General features: G+C 37.9%; 15 protein-coding genes. 13 read left to right on the forward strand and 2 right to left on the reverse strand.

Annotation, left to right across the window (positions count from 1 at the left end; genetic code table 11):
* Window positions 1-413: 413 nt before the first annotated feature.
* Window positions 414-1,196, reverse strand: coding sequence for an alpha/beta fold hydrolase (locus tag OO7_RS06795; protein WP_008915218.1), 783 nt, complete (start codon window positions 1,194-1,196; stop codon window positions 414-416).
* Between the two features lie 411 nt (window positions 1,197-1,607).
* Here OO7_RS06795 and seqA point away from each other — a divergent pair, with 411 nt between their 5' ends.
* The 13 genes from seqA (at window position 1,608) to kdsB (ending at window position 16,970) form a co-directional block, all read left to right on the forward strand.
* Window positions 1,608-2,150, forward strand: a complete 543-nt coding sequence (gene seqA / locus OO7_RS06800; protein ID WP_008915219.1) for a replication initiation negative regulator SeqA — start codon at window positions 1,608-1,610, stop codon at window positions 2,148-2,150.
* A gap of 60 nt (window positions 2,151-2,210) precedes the next feature.
* Window positions 2,211-3,845, forward strand: coding sequence for a phosphoglucomutase (alpha-D-glucose-1,6-bisphosphate-dependent) (gene pgm / locus OO7_RS06805; protein WP_008915220.1), 1,635 nt, complete (start codon window positions 2,211-2,213; stop codon window positions 3,843-3,845).
* Between the two features lie 304 nt (window positions 3,846-4,149).
* The gene (serC, locus tag OO7_RS06810; RefSeq protein ID WP_008915221.1) at window positions 4,150-5,238 is read left to right on the forward strand and encodes a 3-phosphoserine/phosphohydroxythreonine transaminase; all 1,089 of its coding nucleotides are present in this window, start codon (window positions 4,150-4,152) and stop codon (window positions 5,236-5,238) included.
* Window positions 5,239-5,350: 112 nt separating this feature from the next.
* Complete coding sequence (gene aroA / locus OO7_RS06815; protein ID WP_008915222.1) at window positions 5,351-6,634, forward strand: 3-phosphoshikimate 1-carboxyvinyltransferase; 1,284 nt, start codon at window positions 5,351-5,353, stop codon at window positions 6,632-6,634.
* A gap of 186 nt (window positions 6,635-6,820) precedes the next feature.
* On the forward strand, window positions 6,821-7,504 hold the full coding sequence (gene cmk, locus OO7_RS06820; protein WP_008915223.1) for a (d)CMP kinase: 684 nt from the start codon (window positions 6,821-6,823) through the stop codon (window positions 7,502-7,504).
* A gap of 176 nt (window positions 7,505-7,680) precedes the next feature.
* Complete coding sequence (gene rpsA, locus OO7_RS06825; protein WP_008915224.1) at window positions 7,681-9,354, forward strand: 30S ribosomal protein S1; 1,674 nt, start codon at window positions 7,681-7,683, stop codon at window positions 9,352-9,354.
* Window positions 9,355-9,411: 57 nt separating this feature from the next.
* Window positions 9,412-9,699: an integration host factor subunit beta gene (ihfB, locus tag OO7_RS06830; RefSeq protein ID WP_008915225.1), complete on the forward strand. Its 288-nt coding sequence runs from the start codon at window positions 9,412-9,414 to the stop codon at window positions 9,697-9,699.
* A gap of 478 nt (window positions 9,700-10,177) precedes the next feature.
* Window positions 10,178-12,496, forward strand: coding sequence for a DNA internalization-related competence protein ComEC/Rec2 (locus OO7_RS06835; protein ID WP_008915226.1), 2,319 nt, complete (start codon window positions 10,178-10,180; stop codon window positions 12,494-12,496).
* Between the two features lie 35 nt (window positions 12,497-12,531).
* The gene (gene msbA / locus OO7_RS06840; protein WP_008915227.1) at window positions 12,532-14,277 is read left to right on the forward strand and encodes a lipid A ABC transporter ATP-binding protein/permease MsbA; all 1,746 of its coding nucleotides are present in this window, start codon (window positions 12,532-12,534) and stop codon (window positions 14,275-14,277) included.
* Window positions 14,274-15,290, forward strand: coding sequence for a tetraacyldisaccharide 4'-kinase (gene lpxK, locus OO7_RS06845; protein ID WP_008915228.1), 1,017 nt, complete (start codon window positions 14,274-14,276; stop codon window positions 15,288-15,290). Before msbA ends, lpxK begins: the two co-directional genes overlap by 4 nt.
* 386 nt (window positions 15,291-15,676) lie before the next feature.
* Window positions 15,677-15,892 (forward strand): cold-shock protein, encoded by a 216-nt coding sequence (locus OO7_RS06850; protein ID WP_008915229.1) that lies wholly within the window; start codon window positions 15,677-15,679, stop codon window positions 15,890-15,892.
* A gap of 145 nt (window positions 15,893-16,037) precedes the next feature.
* Window positions 16,038-16,220 carry a Trm112 family protein gene (locus tag OO7_RS06855; protein ID WP_008915230.1) on the forward strand — a complete coding sequence of 61 codons (183 nt, stop codon included), beginning with the start codon at window positions 16,038-16,040 and terminating at the stop codon, window positions 16,218-16,220.
* Between the two features lie 6 nt (window positions 16,221-16,226).
* On the forward strand, window positions 16,227-16,970 hold the full coding sequence (gene kdsB / locus OO7_RS06860; RefSeq protein ID WP_008915231.1) for a 3-deoxy-manno-octulosonate cytidylyltransferase: 744 nt from the start codon (window positions 16,227-16,229) through the stop codon (window positions 16,968-16,970).
* Between the two features lie 69 nt (window positions 16,971-17,039).
* On the opposite strand, the gene elyC is transcribed toward kdsB, so the two are convergent.
* Window positions 17,040-17,867, reverse strand: a complete 828-nt coding sequence (elyC, locus tag OO7_RS06865; protein ID WP_008915232.1) for an envelope biogenesis factor ElyC — start codon at window positions 17,865-17,867, stop codon at window positions 17,040-17,042.
* Window positions 17,868-17,898: the final 31 nt, after the last annotated feature.

Consider the following 17,898-nt stretch of genomic DNA (forward strand, 5'->3'; position numbering starts at 1 on the left):
GCTGACTAATAAATTAGTAATAGCAGCTTGAAAGGTTAGAACCATAAATAAATATTATTCTCAATAATGAAGCAGTGCAAGTATTTTCAAATTAATAATGCTATGAATAATTTTTATCTATATATTGATTGCTTGTATTCTTTATATAAATATATTTTCAATTACAATCGACAGTTATTTGTTCATAATATAAATATAGATCATATAAACTCAATAAAGCTAAACTTATTGTAAGTTATCTATAAATATAAATTGATGGGTACCTTATAAAGAGGATAGTACAGCGATTACAATTAGATGGATATTGAAGTTATTCTTATAATCACTTTTACAAATAATGTAAAACATGGCTAAAGCAAAGAGAGAGCTAATCTGCTCCCACCTTTGTCTATGATGTAAAAAATAGCGTTATTTTAAAATCCATTAGGCAGTGATAGAAAACGATGAATTGCTCTTAAAACATGTTCAGGCTTTTCGGCATGTACCCAGTGCCCGGTATCTGCAACAACCCAAGCTTTTGTGTTGGGAAATTGGGCTGTAATTTGCTCACGATATTCAGGTAGTACATAAGGTGAGTTACCTCCCGGGATTAAGAGCACGGGTTTATCCCATACTGGAACATTTTTCCAACCAATAATGAGTTCATAGTTATTTTTTATTGCAGGTAAATTAAATTTCCATTCACCTTGGCGGAATGATTTAAGTAAAAATTGAATAACGCCATCTTCATTTATATATTCACGAATGATGCTAGCTGCTTCTTGTCTGCTTTTGACTTGCGCTTTTAAAACAGCTTCAAGAGCCGCAATGATAGCATCATGGCGATGTACATGATAAACAACAGGTGCCATATCAATAGCGACTACTTTTTCAACGAATTCAGGAGCAATTTCAGTGGCTGCCATGGCTATTTTTCCACCCATAGAGTGGCCGATTAAAATGGCATTATGGTAACCAAGCGATTGGGCTAAGGTGATAACATCTTGCGCCATTTGGCGGTATTCCATTGTTTCTGAACGAAATGAGTCGCCATGATTGCGCACATCAATTTGAATGGTATCAAAATACTTTTGCAAGTCTCGACCTAAGACGCCTAAATTGTTGAGATCACCAAATAACCCATGAATAAGAATGACAGGTGTTGTGGAAACAGGTTTTTCAGGTTTATGGATAGTGTAGTTTAATAAGTTCGTCATATTGAATCATCTGTTTTTATGGCATGCAGGAGAAAGTACTATCATGGCATGTACGCAATAAAAATCCAAATATGCTGATGAGTTGGTGGCTAATACCAACACAATATTTAGGAAATTTATTTAGTTTAATATCAGTGAAATGAGATATTTATTTCTCTATATGTTTAATCGACATTTAAAATGATTTAATTCTGAAAAGCCTATAAAAGAATATTATATATTTAAGGCGAAGTATTCATTATTAAATATATTATTTAACATAAAACAAACAATAAACGGTTAACTTACTGAAATATCATTGAACTTAAGATTATGTTTTTATTAAGTTATTGAAATTTTAATTGTTTTGTTTTTTTGAAATCTATCTTATAATCGACAAATAAATGTTAGTTAAAAAAGTACTGGGAAAAGATGAAAACGATAGAAGTTGATGAAGAGCTTTACCGCTATATTGCCAGCCACACACAGCATATCGGTGAAAGTGCATCAGATATTTTGCGACGTATGTTGAATTTTAAAGCCGGACAGCCAGTACAAGCAAAAGAACTTGGCAGTGAACAATCGGGTGAAATACAACTTATAAATAAAATATCAGATGAACCACAAAACCCGGTGCGAGTGGTAAGAGAATTACTACTTTCTGATGCTTATGCAGAAAAAAGCAAAGCAATCGATCGTTTTATGCTAATTCTATCCACGCTTTATAGCTTAGATGCCAATATTTTTGCTAATGCAACAGATTCTATGCATGGTCGTACCCGTATTTATTTTGCGGGTGATGAGCAAACTTTATTAGCGGCAGGTAAACAATCCAAGCCTAAACATATTCCGGGCACCCCTTATTGGGTTATTACTAATACAAACACCAACCGTAAACGCAGCATGGTTGAGGCAATCATGCAGGAAATGAAATTTCCTGCAAATGAGATTGAAAAAGTTTGTAATACTATCTAAAAATTGAAGCATCACTGGTATCCAATAAAGATGTGATACCAGTGCTTTAGGAGATAATAAGTGACAATACATGAAAGAGCTGGGCAGCTTCCTTCTCAGGATGATTTGATCAATGTTGCACAATTAACTGCTCAATATTATCAGTTGCAGCCACAGGCAAGTAATCCAGAGCATGCGGTTAAATTTGGTACTTCAGGGCATCGTGGTAGTGCTGGTCGTAAAAGTTTTAATGAAAATCATATCATTGCTATTGCTCAAGCTATTGCTGATTTACGCAAACAGAATGGGTTAACAGGGCCTTGTTTTGTTGGTAAAGATACTCATGCATTGTCTGAAGCGGCTTTTATCACTGTGATAGAAGTGCTTACAGCTAACCAAGTGAATGTCATTATTCAATCTGATAATGGGTTCACGCCAACGCCTGCAATTTCTCATGCCATTATAAGCTATAACCAAAATCATCAAGATATTGCTGATGGTATTGTTATCACTCCATCGCATAACCCGCCTGAAGATGGTGGTATTAAATATAATCCGGCTAATGGTGGCCCTGCTGATACAGATTTAACTTCTGTAATTGAAAAGCAAGCTAATCAATTGTTGGCTAACAATCTTGCGGGTGTTAAGAAACTGACTTTTGAAGATGCATTAGCCAGTGGTTATGTCAATGAACAAGATCTTGTCATGCCTTATGTTGCTGCGTTAGGTGAAGTCATCGACATGAAGGCAATTCAAAAAGCGGGACTTAAAATTGGTGTCGACCCACTTGGTGGTTCTGGCATTGAATATTGGCGAAAAATTGCCGAATACTATCAACTTGATCTTGAGTTGGTGAATGACCAGCTTGACCAAACATTCCGCTTTATGCCGCTTGACCATGATGGTGTTATCCGGATGGATTGCTCATCTCGTTGGGCAATGGCGGGTCTATTGGGAATGAAAGAAAAATTTGATTTAGCATTTGCTAATGACCCAGATTATGATCGGCATGGCATTGTGACACCAGCAGGTCTAATGAATCCGAATCATTATCTTGCTGTTGCTATTGAGTATTTATTCCAAAATCGCCCTCAATGGGGTAAAGATGTTGCAGTCGGAAAGACATTAGTATCCAGTGCCATGATTGACCGTGTTGTTGCTGATATTGGGCGCGAGCTGATTGAAGTACCAGTCGGTTTTAAATGGTTTGTTGATGGTTTATTTGATGGTTCTTTTGGCTTTGGTGGCGAAGAAAGTGCTGGTGCATCGTTCCTAAAATTTGATGGTACGCCATGGTCAACAGATAAAGACGGTATTATTTTGTGTTTGCTTGCCGCAGAAATTACGGCAGTAACAGGGGAAAACCCACAGCAACGTTATAATAAGTTGGCAGAAAAGTTTGGCGCGCCAATTTATAACCGTATTCAGGCAAAAGCTACCCATGAGCAGAAAGCGAAATTAAGTAAGCTTTCGCCAGAAATGGTTTCTGCTGATATATTGGCTGGGGACAAAATTACTCAACGTTTAACGGCAGCGCCGGGTAATGGTGCATCTATTGGTGGCCTAAAAATCATGACGGATTATGGTTGGTTTGCTGCTCGCCCATCAGGAACTGAAGAAGCTTATAAAATCTATTGTGAAAGTTTCCGTGGCGAAGAGCATTTACGCCAAATTGAAAAAGAAGCTATCGAAATAGTTAGTAAGGTTATTGCCTAGTTTCGAACACAAATTCTCCTTCCGTATGAATTTTAAATAGGGAAGGAGAAAAATATCGTTAAACCTCAATTTTTACACACACCAATAATCGGGATTTTATCCCTTTTTCCTTTTTTATCTCTTTATAATATTGTGCTGGGAATTGTCACCAAACAATTTTAAAAATTCCTATCTTCTTTACTTCCAATTAACTCATATTGTATTTGTATCCGACTAAGCAATAACCATTGCAGCCAGCGGCTTGTGATGATACAACCTTAGATACTGAATCAATTTAATAACATATTGAGATAGGGTGAGGTCAATGAGTCAGGTTTATAATTTCAGTGCAGGTCCAGCTATGCTACCTGTTGAAGTCATGCGTCGTGCAGAACAGGAATTTTGTAATTGGAAAGGCTTGGGTGTTTCTGTCATGGAAGTTAGCCATCGTGGTAAAGATTTCATTGCCGTGGCAGAAGAAGCAGAGCAAAATTTGCGTGATTTATTAAATATTCCTCAAAACTATAAAGTCTTATTTTGCCATGGTGGTGCCCGTGGTCATTTTGCTGCATTACCAATGAACTTATTGGGTGATAAAACAACAGCTGATTACATTGTGGGTGGTTATTGGGCCGAATCTGCTGCAGAAGAAGCTAAAAAATACTGCGAACCGAATATTATTGAGACCAAACGAGTAAAAGATGGTGTTTTGAGTATTCAGCCAATGGATGAATGGGCATTAAGCAAAGATGCAGCATATATTCATTATTGCCCGAATGAAACAATTGACGGCTTAGCTATTCACGAAGAACCCAATTTCCCTAATGATAAAGTGGTCATTGCAGATTATTCATCATCAATTCTTTCTAAACCAATTGATATTAGCCGTTATGGTGTTATCTATGCTGGCGCTCAGAAAAATATTGGACCAGCAGGCTTAACATTAGTCATTATCCGTGAAGACTTATTAGGTAAAGCCTCAAAACAAACACCTTCAGTGCTAGATTATACCGTCCTTGCTAAATATGACTCAATGTTCAATACGCCACCGACATTTGCTTGGTATTTATCAGGAATGGTTTTCAAATGGCTAAAAGAGCAGGGTGGATTGCAAGAGATGGCAAAACGTAACTATGAGAAATCTCAGTTACTTTACAATGCAATCGATAATAGCGAATTTTATATCAACCGAGTTGCCGTTGAAAACCGCTCTTGGATGAACGTGCCATTCCAAATGCAAAATCCTGCATTGGACGAAAAATTCCTTGAAGAAGCTAAAGCACGAGGTTTGCTATCACTAAAAGGTCACCGAGTTTCTGGTGGTATGCGTGCATCTATTTACAATGCAATGCCGTTAGCGGGCGTGCAAGCGTTGGTAGATTTCATGGCAGATTTTGAAAATCGTCACGCGTAAGCTTTATAATATATTGCACTGTATTTATTGATAGTAATTTAAATGCAGTGCTATCCTTTTTCCTTTATTTTATAACGATAATAATCAAACGAGACTGGAGAATTTGCTCTTTATGCAATCCCTGACATTACAACCTATTTCTTCTATTAATGGCACAATTAATTTGCCAGGGTCTAAAAGTGTATCAAATCGCGCTCTTTTACTTGCTGCAATGGCTAATGGTACGACTGAGTTAACAAACTTATTAGATAGTGATGATATTCGCCATATGCTGAATGCATTAAGCTTGTTGGGTGTTAATTATCAACTTTCGGACGATAAAACACGTTGTCGTGTACAAGGTATTGGCAAATGCTTAAGCCATGAAGGTGAACTGGAGATTTTTTTAGGTAATGCTGGAACTGCAATGCGTCCTTTAGCCGCCGCATTATCGTTAGCTAATAATAATATTGTGCTAACAGGTGAGCCGCGAATGAAAGAACGCCCAATTGGCCATTTAGTCGATGCTTTACGTGAAGGTGGCGCAGTTATTGAATATTTAGAACAAGAAAATTACCCACCTATTCATATTCAAGGCGGTTTTTCTGGTGGCAATATCTCTGTAGATGGCTCTGTCTCAAGCCAATTTTTAACTGCGCTTTTAATGGCTGCACCATTAGCTGAACAAGATACAGTTATTACTATTATTGGTGAATTAGTTTCAAAACCCTATATTGATATTACATTAGCTTTAATGAAAACATTTGGTGTTAATGTGGAAAATCATCAATATCAATCATTCTCTATCACTGGAAAACAGCAGTATCAATCACCAGGTGAATATCTGGTTGAAGGTGATGCTTCATCAGCTTCCTATTTTTTAGCTGCGGCGGCAATTAAAGGCGGCACGGTTCGCGTAACAGGAATTGGGCGCAATAGTTTGCAAGGTGATACCAAATTTGCCAATGTTTTAGAAAAAATGGGCGCTACCATCCGCTGGGGAGATGATTTCGTCGAATGTGAGCGTGGCACGCTTAACGGCATTGATATGGATATGAATGCGATCCCTGATGCTGCTATGACAATTGGAACAGTTGCGCTATTTGCTGAAGGTGAAACGGTTATTCGCAATATTTATAATTGGCGAGTAAAAGAAACAGATAGGTTATATGCAATGGCGACTGAGCTGCGCAAAGTGGGCGCAGAAGTTGAAGAAGGGCATGATTTTATTCGAGTGACGCCGCCTGCAAAATTACAACATGCAGAAATCGAAACCTATAATGACCACAGAATTGCAATGTGTTTTTCGCTAGTTGCATTATCTGATACGCCAGTCACTATTCTTGATCCGGGTTGTACCGCAAAAACTTTTCCAGACTATTTTCAACGATTAGCTCAGCTAGCTAACGTCAAATAAACTCATCATCATTTGACTGATTGGTATCCGATAAAGGAACCAATCAGTTCTATTCATTTATTCTCATCAATATTTTATTCATTTACTTAAGAAGCTCCTTATTTCACAAAACTGCCGAGTAGGTATAATATTGCCACAGATTTTAATTGCGGGTGGCAAAGCCGCTTGCAAAAAAGGAGAACTTTTATGGAGGCAATCGCCCCTGTAATAACGGTAGATGGACCAAGTGGTGCAGGTAAAGGCACGCTATGTCAGGCATTAGCAAATGAATTTGGGTGGCAACTTTTAGACTCAGGTGCGATTTATCGTGTTCTTGCATTGGCAGCATTACATCATCACGTGGATATTCAATCTGAAGATGCTTTAGTTCCGTTGGCGGCTAACTTAGATGTGCGTTTTGTGCCAGAAGAAAATCATTTAAAAGTGATTTTAGAAGGCGAAGATGTGACTAATCAAATCCGAACAGAAACGGTTGGAAATACAGCATCTCAAGCAGCAACGTTTCCTCGTGTCAGAGAAGCCTTATTAAGACGTCAACGTGCTTTTAGAGGCATGCCCGGACTGATTGCTGATGGACGAGACATGGGAACAGTTGTTTTCCCTGATGCACCAGTGAAGATTTTCCTTGATGCTTCAGCAGAAGAACGTGCTCATCGACGCATGAAGCAGTTGCAGGAAAAAGGCTTTGATGTTAACTTTGATCGACTTTTAACCGAAATACAAGAGCGCGATTATCGAGATCGTAATAGAGCTGTTGCGCCTTTGGTTGCCGCAAAGGATGCTTTAATTCTAGACTCCACAAGTATGTCAATTGAGGAAGTCATTGAAAAAGCACAAACCTATGCGAAAAAAATTCTACAATTATCTTAATAATTGGCTGTATTTTAGCTTGTAATGCAGATAATATACGTACTCAAGTTGTGTTAATCTAAATAAATTGACATAACACCCACCTTATAACATGGATAGTTGTGAGGTATGTGAAACAACCCCATCTGGCCGGATGCTGAATGGACGTTAATAAGAAACCCTTGAAGATCATTAATATGACAGAATCTTTTGCTCAACTCTTTGAAGAATCCCTACAAAATATTGAAACTCGTCCTGGTTCTATCGTCCGTGGTACTGTTGTTGCCATCGATAAAGACGTAGTCCTGGTTGACGCAGGTCTGAAATCTGAATCTGCTATCCCAGTAGAACAGTTCAAAAACGCGCAGGGTGAACTTGAAATCCAAGTTGGCGATGAAATCGATGTAGCTCTAGATGCAGTAGAAGATGGTTTCGGTGAAACTATCCTTTCTCGTGAGAAAGCTAAACGTCATGAAGCATGGCTGATGCTGGAAAAAGCTTACGAAGAAGCTGAAACTGTAACTGGTGTTATCAACGGTAAAGTTAAAGGTGGTTTCACTGTAGAACTGAACGGCATCCGTGCGTTCTTACCAGGTTCACTGGTAGACGTTCGCCCAGTTCGTGATACTACTCACTTGGAAGGCAAAGAGCTAGAGTTCAAAGTAATCAAGCTTGATCAGAAGCGCAACAACGTTGTTGTTTCTCGTCGTGCTGTAATTGAATCTGAAAGCAGCGCAGAGCGCGATCAACTGCTGGAAAATCTGCAAGAAGGCATGGAAGTTAAAGGTATCGTTAAAAACCTTACTGACTACGGTGCATTTGTTGATTTGGGTGGTGTTGACGGTCTGCTGCATATCACTGATATGGCTTGGAAACGTGTTAAACATCCAAGCGAAATCGTCAATGTTGGCGATGAAATCACTGTTAAAGTTCTGAAATTTGACCGTGAGCGCACTCGTGTGTCTCTGGGTCTGAAACAACTGGGCGAAGATCCTTGGGTCGCAATCGCTAAACGTTACCCAGAAGGTACTAAACTGACTGGTCGCGTTACTAACCTGACTGATTACGGCTGCTTCGTAGAAATCGAAGAAGGCGTTGAAGGTCTGGTTCACGTTTCAGAAATGGATTGGACTAACAAAAACATTCACCCATCTAAAGTTGTTAATGTTGGTGATGTTGTTGAAGTTATGGTTCTGGACATCGACGAAGAACGTCGTCGTATTTCTCTAGGCCTGAAACAGTGCAAATCTAACCCATGGCAACAATTTGCAGAAACTCACAACAAAGGCGACCGCGTTGAAGGTAAAATCAAGTCAATCACTGACTTCGGTATCTTCATCGGACTGGAAGGCGGTATCGATGGCCTAGTTCACCTGTCTGACATCTCTTGGAACGTTACTGGAGAAGAAGCAGTTCGTGAATACAAAAAAGGTGACGAAATCGCAGCAGTTGTTCTGCAAGTCGATGCAGAGCGTGAGCGTATTTCTTTAGGCGTTAAGCAGTTAGCTGAAGATCCATTCAACAACTACTTGGCAGCAACTAAGAAAGGCGCAATCGTTACTGGTAAAGTCATCGCAGTTGATGCTAAAGGTGCAACTGTTGAGTTGACTTTAGGCGTTGAAGGTTACCTGCGTGCATCAGAAGCTTCACGTGACCGTGTTGAAGATGCTACTCTGGTTCTGAAAGTTGGTGATGATGTTGAAGCTAAATACACTGGTGTTGATCGTAAAAACCGTGTAATCAACCTGTCTGTTCGCGCGAAAGACGAAGCTGATGAAAAAGATGCTATCGCTACCGTGAATAAACAAGAAGAAACAAGCTTTAGCAACAATGCGATGGCTGAAGCTTTCAAAGCGGCTAAAGGCGAATAATTAAGTTGGGGTAATCAATAATGTTACCCCTTTGTAACGGTAGTTTAGGGAGGTACTATGACCAAGTCTGAGTTAATCGAAAGACTGGCTAGCCAGCAATCTCATCTTTCAGCAAAAGTTGTCGAGGAAGCTGTTAAAGAAATTCTCGAGCATATGGCTGATACTTTGGCTAGTGGTGAGCGTATAGAAGTCCGCGGATTCGGCAGTTTTTCTCTTCACTACCGTGCTCCGCGTGTTGGGCGTAACCCAAAAACGGGCGACAAAGTTGAATTGGAAGGTAAATACGTTCCTCACTTCAAACCTGGTAAGGAATTACGTGACCGTGTAAATATTTATGGTCAATAATTGATTATAAATCTTAATTATTAGTTCAAAACGGTGTTGGTTATTAATCAGCGCCGTTTTTTCTTTATATTCAGTATGTTCATTTCAATATTCCCTCTAATAATTAATTCAAATAAAATATTTAAATTTAATTTATAAGTTAATTATTCATTGTTCTAACCTTTCTTATTAATTTATTGAGTTTATAAAACAGGTTATTTAAAAATAAATTTCATTAATCATAAAGTAATTATTACAAAAACTATTACATATACTCATGTGAGATATAACCATAATACAAATTAACTCTATTTTGCACGATGAATACTTACTACTGTTTTTAGTTTTGCGAGAAGCTTCGCAAGATAACATTGTTATATTGTATATTACATAAATATTTACGAGTGAGTTTAAATTTACTCGAATATTTATATTGAGATCTTTAAAGCTTCTTTATAGTTAGTTATTCATATCGGGTATCTAAGGTGGATGACTATGCATGATGATATTTACTTTTTTTAAACACAAACCACTTTCTTGTAGTATGGCATCTATTGCTGTATTTATCGGTGCTATCCCTATATTATTTATTCATCATATACCTAAATTAGACAATATATTAATTGTCGAAATAATTTTATTATTATTTGCTCTGTTTATTAAAGTAAATAGACATCTAAAATTATTATTATTGATTATTATTTCTTTTTTATGGTCCTGTTTTCATTGTAACTATTTAATTAATAATATTAATATTCTATCAAAAAGTTCACATGATTTAGAAGTCACAATTGTGAGTGTTCCTTCAATTAATAATGAAAATGAAAAAATTAAGGTTGGAATTAATAGAATAAATGGTGAATATACTTTTCCACCGCTATATGCAATGTGGAAAATTAAACACAAATCTAATTTTTCTCTTTGTGCAGGTCAAACATGGTCATTGACTGGAATATTAAAGCCTATACACGCATCAATGAATGAAGGTGGTTATGACCAGCAGAGAGCTCATATTTCCCAGCGCATCATTGGTACATTTAAAAATATACCTGCAAAGGTTATTAATCCTGAATGTTCATCAAGACAAAAGATAATTGATGCTTATATGGATAAATTAATTCTTTTGGATCATGCTGGCGTGATGTATGCCTTAATGTTCGGTGAAAGGGGAATGCTGCCAAAAGAGACATCTCAGCTTTTACAAACCACGGGATTAAGCCATTTAATCGCAATTTCTGGGTTACATATTGGAATGTCATATTTGTTTGGCTTTTGGTTAGCGCGACTATGCATGTATGTATTCCCAATTAATAAAATTAATCTCAAATTCCCCGTTTTAGCTGGGGCTATATGTGCATTTTTTTATGCTTGGGTTTCTGGTTTTGCTATTCCAGCAACTCGCGCACTAATTAGTTTAACATTATGGATTTATATTCAACAGCAAAGTGGTCGCTATTTTTCTTGGCAGTGGGCAATTTGGAGTATTGGATTGATTGTTGCGGCTGATCCTTTAGCAATATTATCTGATAGTTTCTGGCTTTCGAGTTTTGCTGTGCTTTCAATATTATATTGGTTTAAACTATTTCCCGCCTCATTATTCGCTCGATACCCTAAATTCATAGCTAATATTATGTTATTAGCTCATTTACAAGTTGGCTTACTTATATTACTTGCGCCAATACAGATTATCCTTTTTCAGGGTATTAACTTGATGAGTTTTTGGGCTAATTTATGGTTGGTTCCATTAATTTCGTGGTTAGTTATCCCTGCAATTTTATTACTATTTTTCCTACCTATATCTTTTATTCAAAATATAATTTTTCAATTGATTGATAAGATCATATTTATTGGCATGAAACCGCTTCCATACTTAAGCAGTTATTGGACCGAAATAATGATTATTCCTTTTTGGGGATTAATATTTTGCTGGGTTATTGGAATATTTATTATTTTTGGATGGTATAAACATTATTGCGGTTTATTGGGTTGTTTGATTATGCTTTGCATAGGAGTTGACGATGTTGATCGAGAACACCAAAATAATGATTGGAGTTTAACAACGTTGGATGTTGGGCATGGGCTAGCCGTTGTTATTCAGCAAAATAATTTAGCACTTTTATATGATACGGGGAATCGTTGGCTAAATGGTAGTAATGCTCAGCGCCAAATTATTCCTTATCTGAAATATAAACATATAACGCCAATAGGTCTTATTTTAAGTCACGACCATCTTGATCACACTGGTGGCGTTCCTGAGCTAATTAAACAATACCCTTGGCTTAATATTCGTAGCGCGATTAAAAAAAATCGCCATATTCCGTGTTATAAAGGTCAGAAGTGGCAATGGGGAAAGCTTAACTTTGAAGTTCTATGGCCAGAATTACTTTCGAAAGTATCACATAATAATGATTCTTGTGTGATCTTGCTGACTGACGGGTATTATAAAATTTTGCTAACAGGTGATATAGAAAAAGAAGGAGAAAAAGCAATTACAGCGCTATATAAGAAAAAATTAGATTCTGATATTCTTTTTGCTCCTCATCATGGAAGTAATACATCATCTACATCATTATTCGTGAGAACGGTATCCCCAGATGTAGTGATTGTATCTTCTGCAAGGTATAGTGCATGGAAAATACCCTCCCAAAAAGTGTATTCTCGGTACAAAAGTAATAATATAAAATGGATTAACACAGCAGAAACCGGACAAATAACTATTTGGTTTAAAAAAAGAAATAGTGAATTGACCCGTTATAGAAACGAAATCAAGCCTCGCTGGTATCATCTCTGGTTTGGTGATCCGGCATTTCCCGAGTAGAATAGTGCGCTTACAATAAGTTTGGTAATAAAAGCATGAATGATAAAGACATTTCGACAAGACAAACGTTCCGCCGATTGTGGCCGATGATTGTCCCTTTTAAAGCAGGTTTAATTGTTGCTGCTATTGCTTTGATTATAAACGCCGCAGGCGATGCGTTTATGATTTCTTTATTAAAACCGTTACTTGATGAAGGTTTTGATAAAGCCGATAATGATGTTTTGAAATGGCTTCCTCTTGCCGTATTAGGTTTGATGATTGTCCGTGGTGCATCAAGTTTTGTTTCTACCTATTGTGTTTCATGGGTATCCGGTAAAGTTGTTATGAATATGCGCCGTAAGTTATTTGGCCATATGATGGGAATGCCGGTTAGTTTTTTTGATCAGCAATCAACAGGTACGTTATTATCGCGTATTACCTATGACTCTGAGCAGGTTGCATCGTCTTCTTCCGGTGCATTGATCACGATTATTCGTGAAAGTGCTTATATCATCGGGCTATTTGCGATGATGTTCTATTATAGCTGGCAACTTTCTCTGATTCTGATTGTTGTTGCACCTATTGTCTCTTTTGCTATCAGAACTGTCTCTAAACGTTTTCGTAAAATAAGTAAGAATATGCAAACGGGAATGGGGCATGTAACCGCTAGCGCTGAGCAGATGCTAAAAGGGCATAAAGAAGTTTTGATTTTCGGTGGGCAAAAAGTCGAAACAGAACGTTTTAATAAAGTCAGTAATAATATGCGTAGTCAATCAATGAAAATGGTGACAGCTTCTGCAATATCTGATCCTATTATTCAATTGATTGCTTCGTTCGCATTAGCATTTGTGTTATATGCCGCGAGTTTCCCAGAGATCCGTGATCAGTTAACATCGGGGACTATTGCGGTTGTTTTCTCATCCATGTTTGCGTTGATGCGTCCTCTAAAATCTCTGACCAATGTTAATTCACAGTTCCAACGTGGTATGGCTGCATGCCAAACGCTATTTACTATTTTGGATAGCGAACAAGAAAAAGACGATGGAACAAAAGTGTTGTCGCAGGCAAAAGGAGATGTTGAATTTAAAAATGTCACTTTTACTTATGCAACTAAAGAGCATCCTGCTTTAGAAGATGTTTCATTTACTATTCCTGCCGGTAAATCTGTTGCATTGGTTGGGCGTTCAGGATCAGGTAAATCAACAATCGCGAATTTGATCACTCGTTTCTACGATATCAATGAAGGTAATATCTTTATTGATGGTGATGATATCCGAGAATATACCCTTGAATCATTACGCAGTCAGGTAGCCGTGGTTTCACAGCATGTTTATTTATTTAACGACACAATTGCTAATAACATTGCTTATGCTACAGATGGCCGCTATAGCCGTGAACAAATTGAAAAAGCGGCAGAAATGGCTTATGCAATGGACTTTATTGTTAAGTTGGATAAAGGGCTGGATACCATTATTGGCGAGAATGGTGTGATGTTATCTGGTGGGCAACGCCAACGTATTGCTATTGCTCGTGCATTATTGCGTGATGCGCCAATTCTTATTTTAGATGAGGCAACATCAGCATTAGATACCGAGTCAGAACGTGCAATTCAAGCAGCCCTTGATGAGTTACAAAAAAATAGAACGTCTCTGGTTATTGCACACCGTTTGTCGACAATTGAAAATGCTGATGAAATCTTAGTTGTGCAAGATGGTCATATTATAGAGCGTGGTGACCATAAAACCTTACTTGAGAAAGAAGGCGCGTACGCTCAGCTACATAAGATACAATTTAGCCAATGATAGAACGAATTTGGTCCGGCCAATCATGGCTATATATATTACTACTTCCGTTATCATTCCTTTATGGTTTGGTCACTTTTGTTCGATATATTTGCTATAAGCTTGGACTATTTCGTTCATGGGAAGCACCAATTCCAGTAATTGTTGTTGGTAATTTAACTGCGGGAGGAAATGGCAAAACTCCCGTCGTTATTTGGTTAGTTGAATCATTAATAAAAGAAGGGTATCGGGTTGGTGTTGTTTCTCGGGGTTATGGCGGAAAATCTGACCAATATCCTTTAGTCCTTTCGCCGGATACCCCAACTGCACAAGCAGGAGATGAGCCCGTTCTTATCTACCACAGGACAAAAGCACCGGTCGCTGTTGCACCAAAACGAAGTGAAGCGGTTAAAGCATTACTTAAAAAATATCAATTAGATATTATTATTACTGATGATGGATTACAGCATTATGCTTTAGGACGAGATTACGAAATCGTGGTGATTGATGGTCAACGCCGTTTTGGTAATGGCTGGTGGCTTCCTGCTGGCCCAATGCGTGAGCGCGCAGGGCGTTTGAAAACGGTTAATGCTTTAATTGTTAATGGCGGAATCGTTAATGGCGGCACAGCACAAGCAAGTGAAGTATTAATGGAACTGCAAGGTGACATTGCTGTTAATTTGCTGAGTGGCGATAAATTACCTGTAAGCGAACTTAGTAATGTTGTTGCCATGGCCGGTATTGGGCACCCACCTCGTTTCTTTACATCATTAGAAAATAAAGGACTATTACTAAAGCAAACTTATGCTTTTTCTGATCATCAACCTTATGAATTACAAAAGCTCGTTTCATTAACACCAAATAATGAGACATTATTGATGACAGAAAAAGATGCAGTAAAATGCCAGTCTTTCGCCCAACAGAATTGGTGGTATCTCCCTGTTTATGCTTCATTAAATGAAGCTGGAGAAGAGCGGATCATAAGTGAAATAAAAAAGGTGATAGAAGATAAGTCTAAAAGGGCTTGCTCATAGTCGCTAATCATGATAATAATAGCAACAGCGTGATATAAATCTAATTATCATGTATATTGATGTAATGCTTTAGTAAATAGTTATATTTTAGATTGAATTTCCGGCCTGTTGTGCTTAGTTAGTTTTCATATCCTCAAATATTCCACAGTTACTCATTAATTTTGTCATCTAATTGTCAAATAATACTGTTAAGTTACAGTGGATGGTTGGTATATGAAAATCATCAATAGAGCCTGTTATTTAATAGCAGAGCATCGAATTAGTGAAGGTATACTTGCTCTTAAACGTTTAAATAAATCGGCAATTTATCATGGGGTGCTACGTGTAAAGAGTAATAATACAACAATAAATAGAATTATTGTTCTTAGAACAAAAGGAGTTTTTATATGAATTTACAATTACATATGGGCCGCGTTAAATGGTTTGATGCAAATGAAGGTTATGGTTTTATTTCACCTATGAATGGTGGAGATGATATTTTTGTAACTCGTAAATCAATTGCAAATAAAAAAATTAAATCATTATCTGAAGGCCAAAACGTCGAGTTTTCTGTTACTCGCAATTCTGATGGTATAACGGCTGCTGACGTTATTGCTTATTAGTCATTAAATAATTAACAGTATATTTCTCCTGCATTTATCCTCTCACCCTCTCGCAGGAGATCTCATTCAAAAAGATTAAAGTTAACGGTGGTATCAGCTTGTGTTATCCTGAGCTGAAGTGTGTTAAATCCATTTGGGAGAAAACATGGATCACCGTTTACTTGAAATCATTGCTTGTCCAGTTTGTCACGGTAAATTGAGTTACAACAAAGATAATCTAGAACTTATCTGTAAATTCGATCACCTTGCTTATCCAATCCGTGATGGCATACCTGTCTTATTAGAAAATGAAGCCCGCCAAATCCCTATTGATGAAGAAGGACAGTAACTTACTATGTTTACTGTAATAATTCCTGCTCGTTACGCATCTACCCGCCTTCCTGGTAAACCTCTAGCTGATATTCATGGTCAGCCAATGGTTGTGAGGGTGATGGAGCAAGCAATTAAATCAGGCGCATCTCGAGTTATTGTTGCAACAGATCATGCAGATGTTGCCGCTGCGGTAATTCAAGCTGGCGGTGAAGCTTGCATGACAGATCCGAATCATCAATCTGGTACGGAAAGATTAGCAGAGGTCATAGATACTTATGGTTTTGCTGATGATGAAATTATTGTCAATGTGCAAGGTGATGAACCTTTAATACCGCCTGAAATTATTAGCCAAGTAGCAGCTAATTTACGCGGAAGTAAGGCACAAATGGGCACATTGGCAGTAAAAATAACGGATTCTGCGGAGGTTTTTAATCCGAATGCCGTTAAGGTTGTCACTGATCATGAAGGTTATGCTCTCTATTTTTCTCGTGCGGCTATTCCATGGGATAGAGACAGATTTTCAGTTGCTACAGATACCATAGGTGATGATTTCTTACGTCATATTGGTATTTATGCATATCGCGCTGGGTTTATCCGCCGTTATATTGCATGGGAACCAAGTCCATTAGAAAAAATTGAAATGCTAGAGCAATTAAGAGTGCTATGGTATGGCGAGAAAATTCATGTGGCAGTGGCTGAAAAAGCCCCGGGAGCTGGTGTAGATACACCTGAAGATCTTGAAGCTGTGCGAAAAAACTTTCGCTAGCCTTCAATAAAATTTTAGATTAAAGGTGTGAGCTCAATATGAGTCACACCTTTTTTGTTTTGTGTCGATTTATTCGGCGTCAATAGCTTCAGGGGCAATTATTGTGGCATCTAAAGGTTGAGTGTTATCTGGTTTTAAATAATACCAAATAGATCCTATCAACTCATACCATGCACGTTCACTATGGCTGAAATAGAAAGAGGAAGGAATATATTTTTCCCATGGGCTAAGCGGACTATTAATTGCCAACTGGTTTGCCGGTGCGGGGAATGGATGCATGCCTCTAGCTTCAAACATGACGATGGCTCTTGGTAAATGGTTAGCTGATGTCACGAGTAAAAACGGTGATTTACCAATAATTTTTTCAACTTCAAACGCTTCTTCTTGTGTATCTTTTGGCTCTGTTAATGCAATGGTATCGTCTGGTGGAACACCTAATGATTGCGCTACTTTTGCCGCAACTTCAGCACTACTTATGCTGTTATTGGCTTTTCCACCTGTAAATATGAGCTTACTACCCGGATGTTTTAGATATAACCTTATGCCTTCAGTCACTCGCGGTAGGCTATTACTCAGCAAATTTGCACTTGGACTCCAATCAGGGTTGTAAGTAAACCCGCCACCAAGCACGACAATATAGTGCACATTTTCCGGCGGTGTTGGTGTAATCAGTTCATAACGTTTACTAAATTCGCCTTCAACAGGTGTAAGTAAACGGTCGGAAATAGGTTGTAATCCTAACAAAGTGATCATAATAAAAGCGACAGACACACAAGTTTTGCCACTTTTTTGCCACCGCGTAAACCACAGTAAAATAATCCCAATAAACCCGAGGATCAGTAAAAGTGGCAATGGCATCAGTAAAGCACCAAGGTATTTTTTGAGAAGAAATAACATGATTGATCCTATTCTTGAGAAAATTCCATCA

It is taken from the genome of Providencia sneebia DSM 19967, assembly GCF_000314895.2.
GTDB lineage: Bacteria > Pseudomonadota > Gammaproteobacteria > Enterobacterales > Enterobacteriaceae > Providencia > Providencia sneebia.

What these genes read in the sequence shown, in the direction of transcription:
- OO7_RS06795 (WP_008915218.1), bottom strand. Translation starts at nt 1,196, where the DNA reads ATGACGAACTTATTAAACTACACTATCCATAAACCTGAAAAACCTGTT.
- seqA (WP_008915219.1), top strand. Translation starts at nt 1,608, where the DNA reads ATGAAAACGATAGAAGTTGATGAAGAGCTTTACCGCTATATTGCCAGC.
- serC (WP_008915221.1), top strand. Translation starts at nt 4,150, where the DNA reads ATGAGTCAGGTTTATAATTTCAGTGCAGGTCCAGCTATGCTACCTGTT.
- aroA (WP_008915222.1), top strand. Translation starts at nt 5,351, where the DNA reads ATGCAATCCCTGACATTACAACCTATTTCTTCTATTAATGGCACAATT.
- cmk (WP_008915223.1), top strand. Translation starts at nt 6,821, where the DNA reads ATGGAGGCAATCGCCCCTGTAATAACGGTAGATGGACCAAGTGGTGCA.
- rpsA (WP_008915224.1), top strand. Translation starts at nt 7,681, where the DNA reads ATGACAGAATCTTTTGCTCAACTCTTTGAAGAATCCCTACAAAATATT.
- ihfB (WP_008915225.1), top strand. Translation starts at nt 9,412, where the DNA reads ATGACCAAGTCTGAGTTAATCGAAAGACTGGCTAGCCAGCAATCTCAT.
- OO7_RS06835 (WP_008915226.1), top strand. Translation starts at nt 10,178, where the DNA reads ATGATGATATTTACTTTTTTTAAACACAAACCACTTTCTTGTAGTATG.
- msbA (WP_008915227.1), top strand. Translation starts at nt 12,532, where the DNA reads ATGAATGATAAAGACATTTCGACAAGACAAACGTTCCGCCGATTGTGG.
- lpxK (WP_008915228.1), top strand. Translation starts at nt 14,274, where the DNA reads ATGATAGAACGAATTTGGTCCGGCCAATCATGGCTATATATATTACTA.
- OO7_RS06850 (WP_008915229.1), top strand. Translation starts at nt 15,677, where the DNA reads ATGAATTTACAATTACATATGGGCCGCGTTAAATGGTTTGATGCAAAT.
- OO7_RS06855 (WP_008915230.1), top strand. Translation starts at nt 16,038, where the DNA reads ATGGATCACCGTTTACTTGAAATCATTGCTTGTCCAGTTTGTCACGGT.
- kdsB (WP_008915231.1), top strand. Translation starts at nt 16,227, where the DNA reads ATGTTTACTGTAATAATTCCTGCTCGTTACGCATCTACCCGCCTTCCT.
- elyC (WP_008915232.1), bottom strand. Translation starts at nt 17,867, where the DNA reads ATGTTATTTCTTCTCAAAAAATACCTTGGTGCTTTACTGATGCCATTG.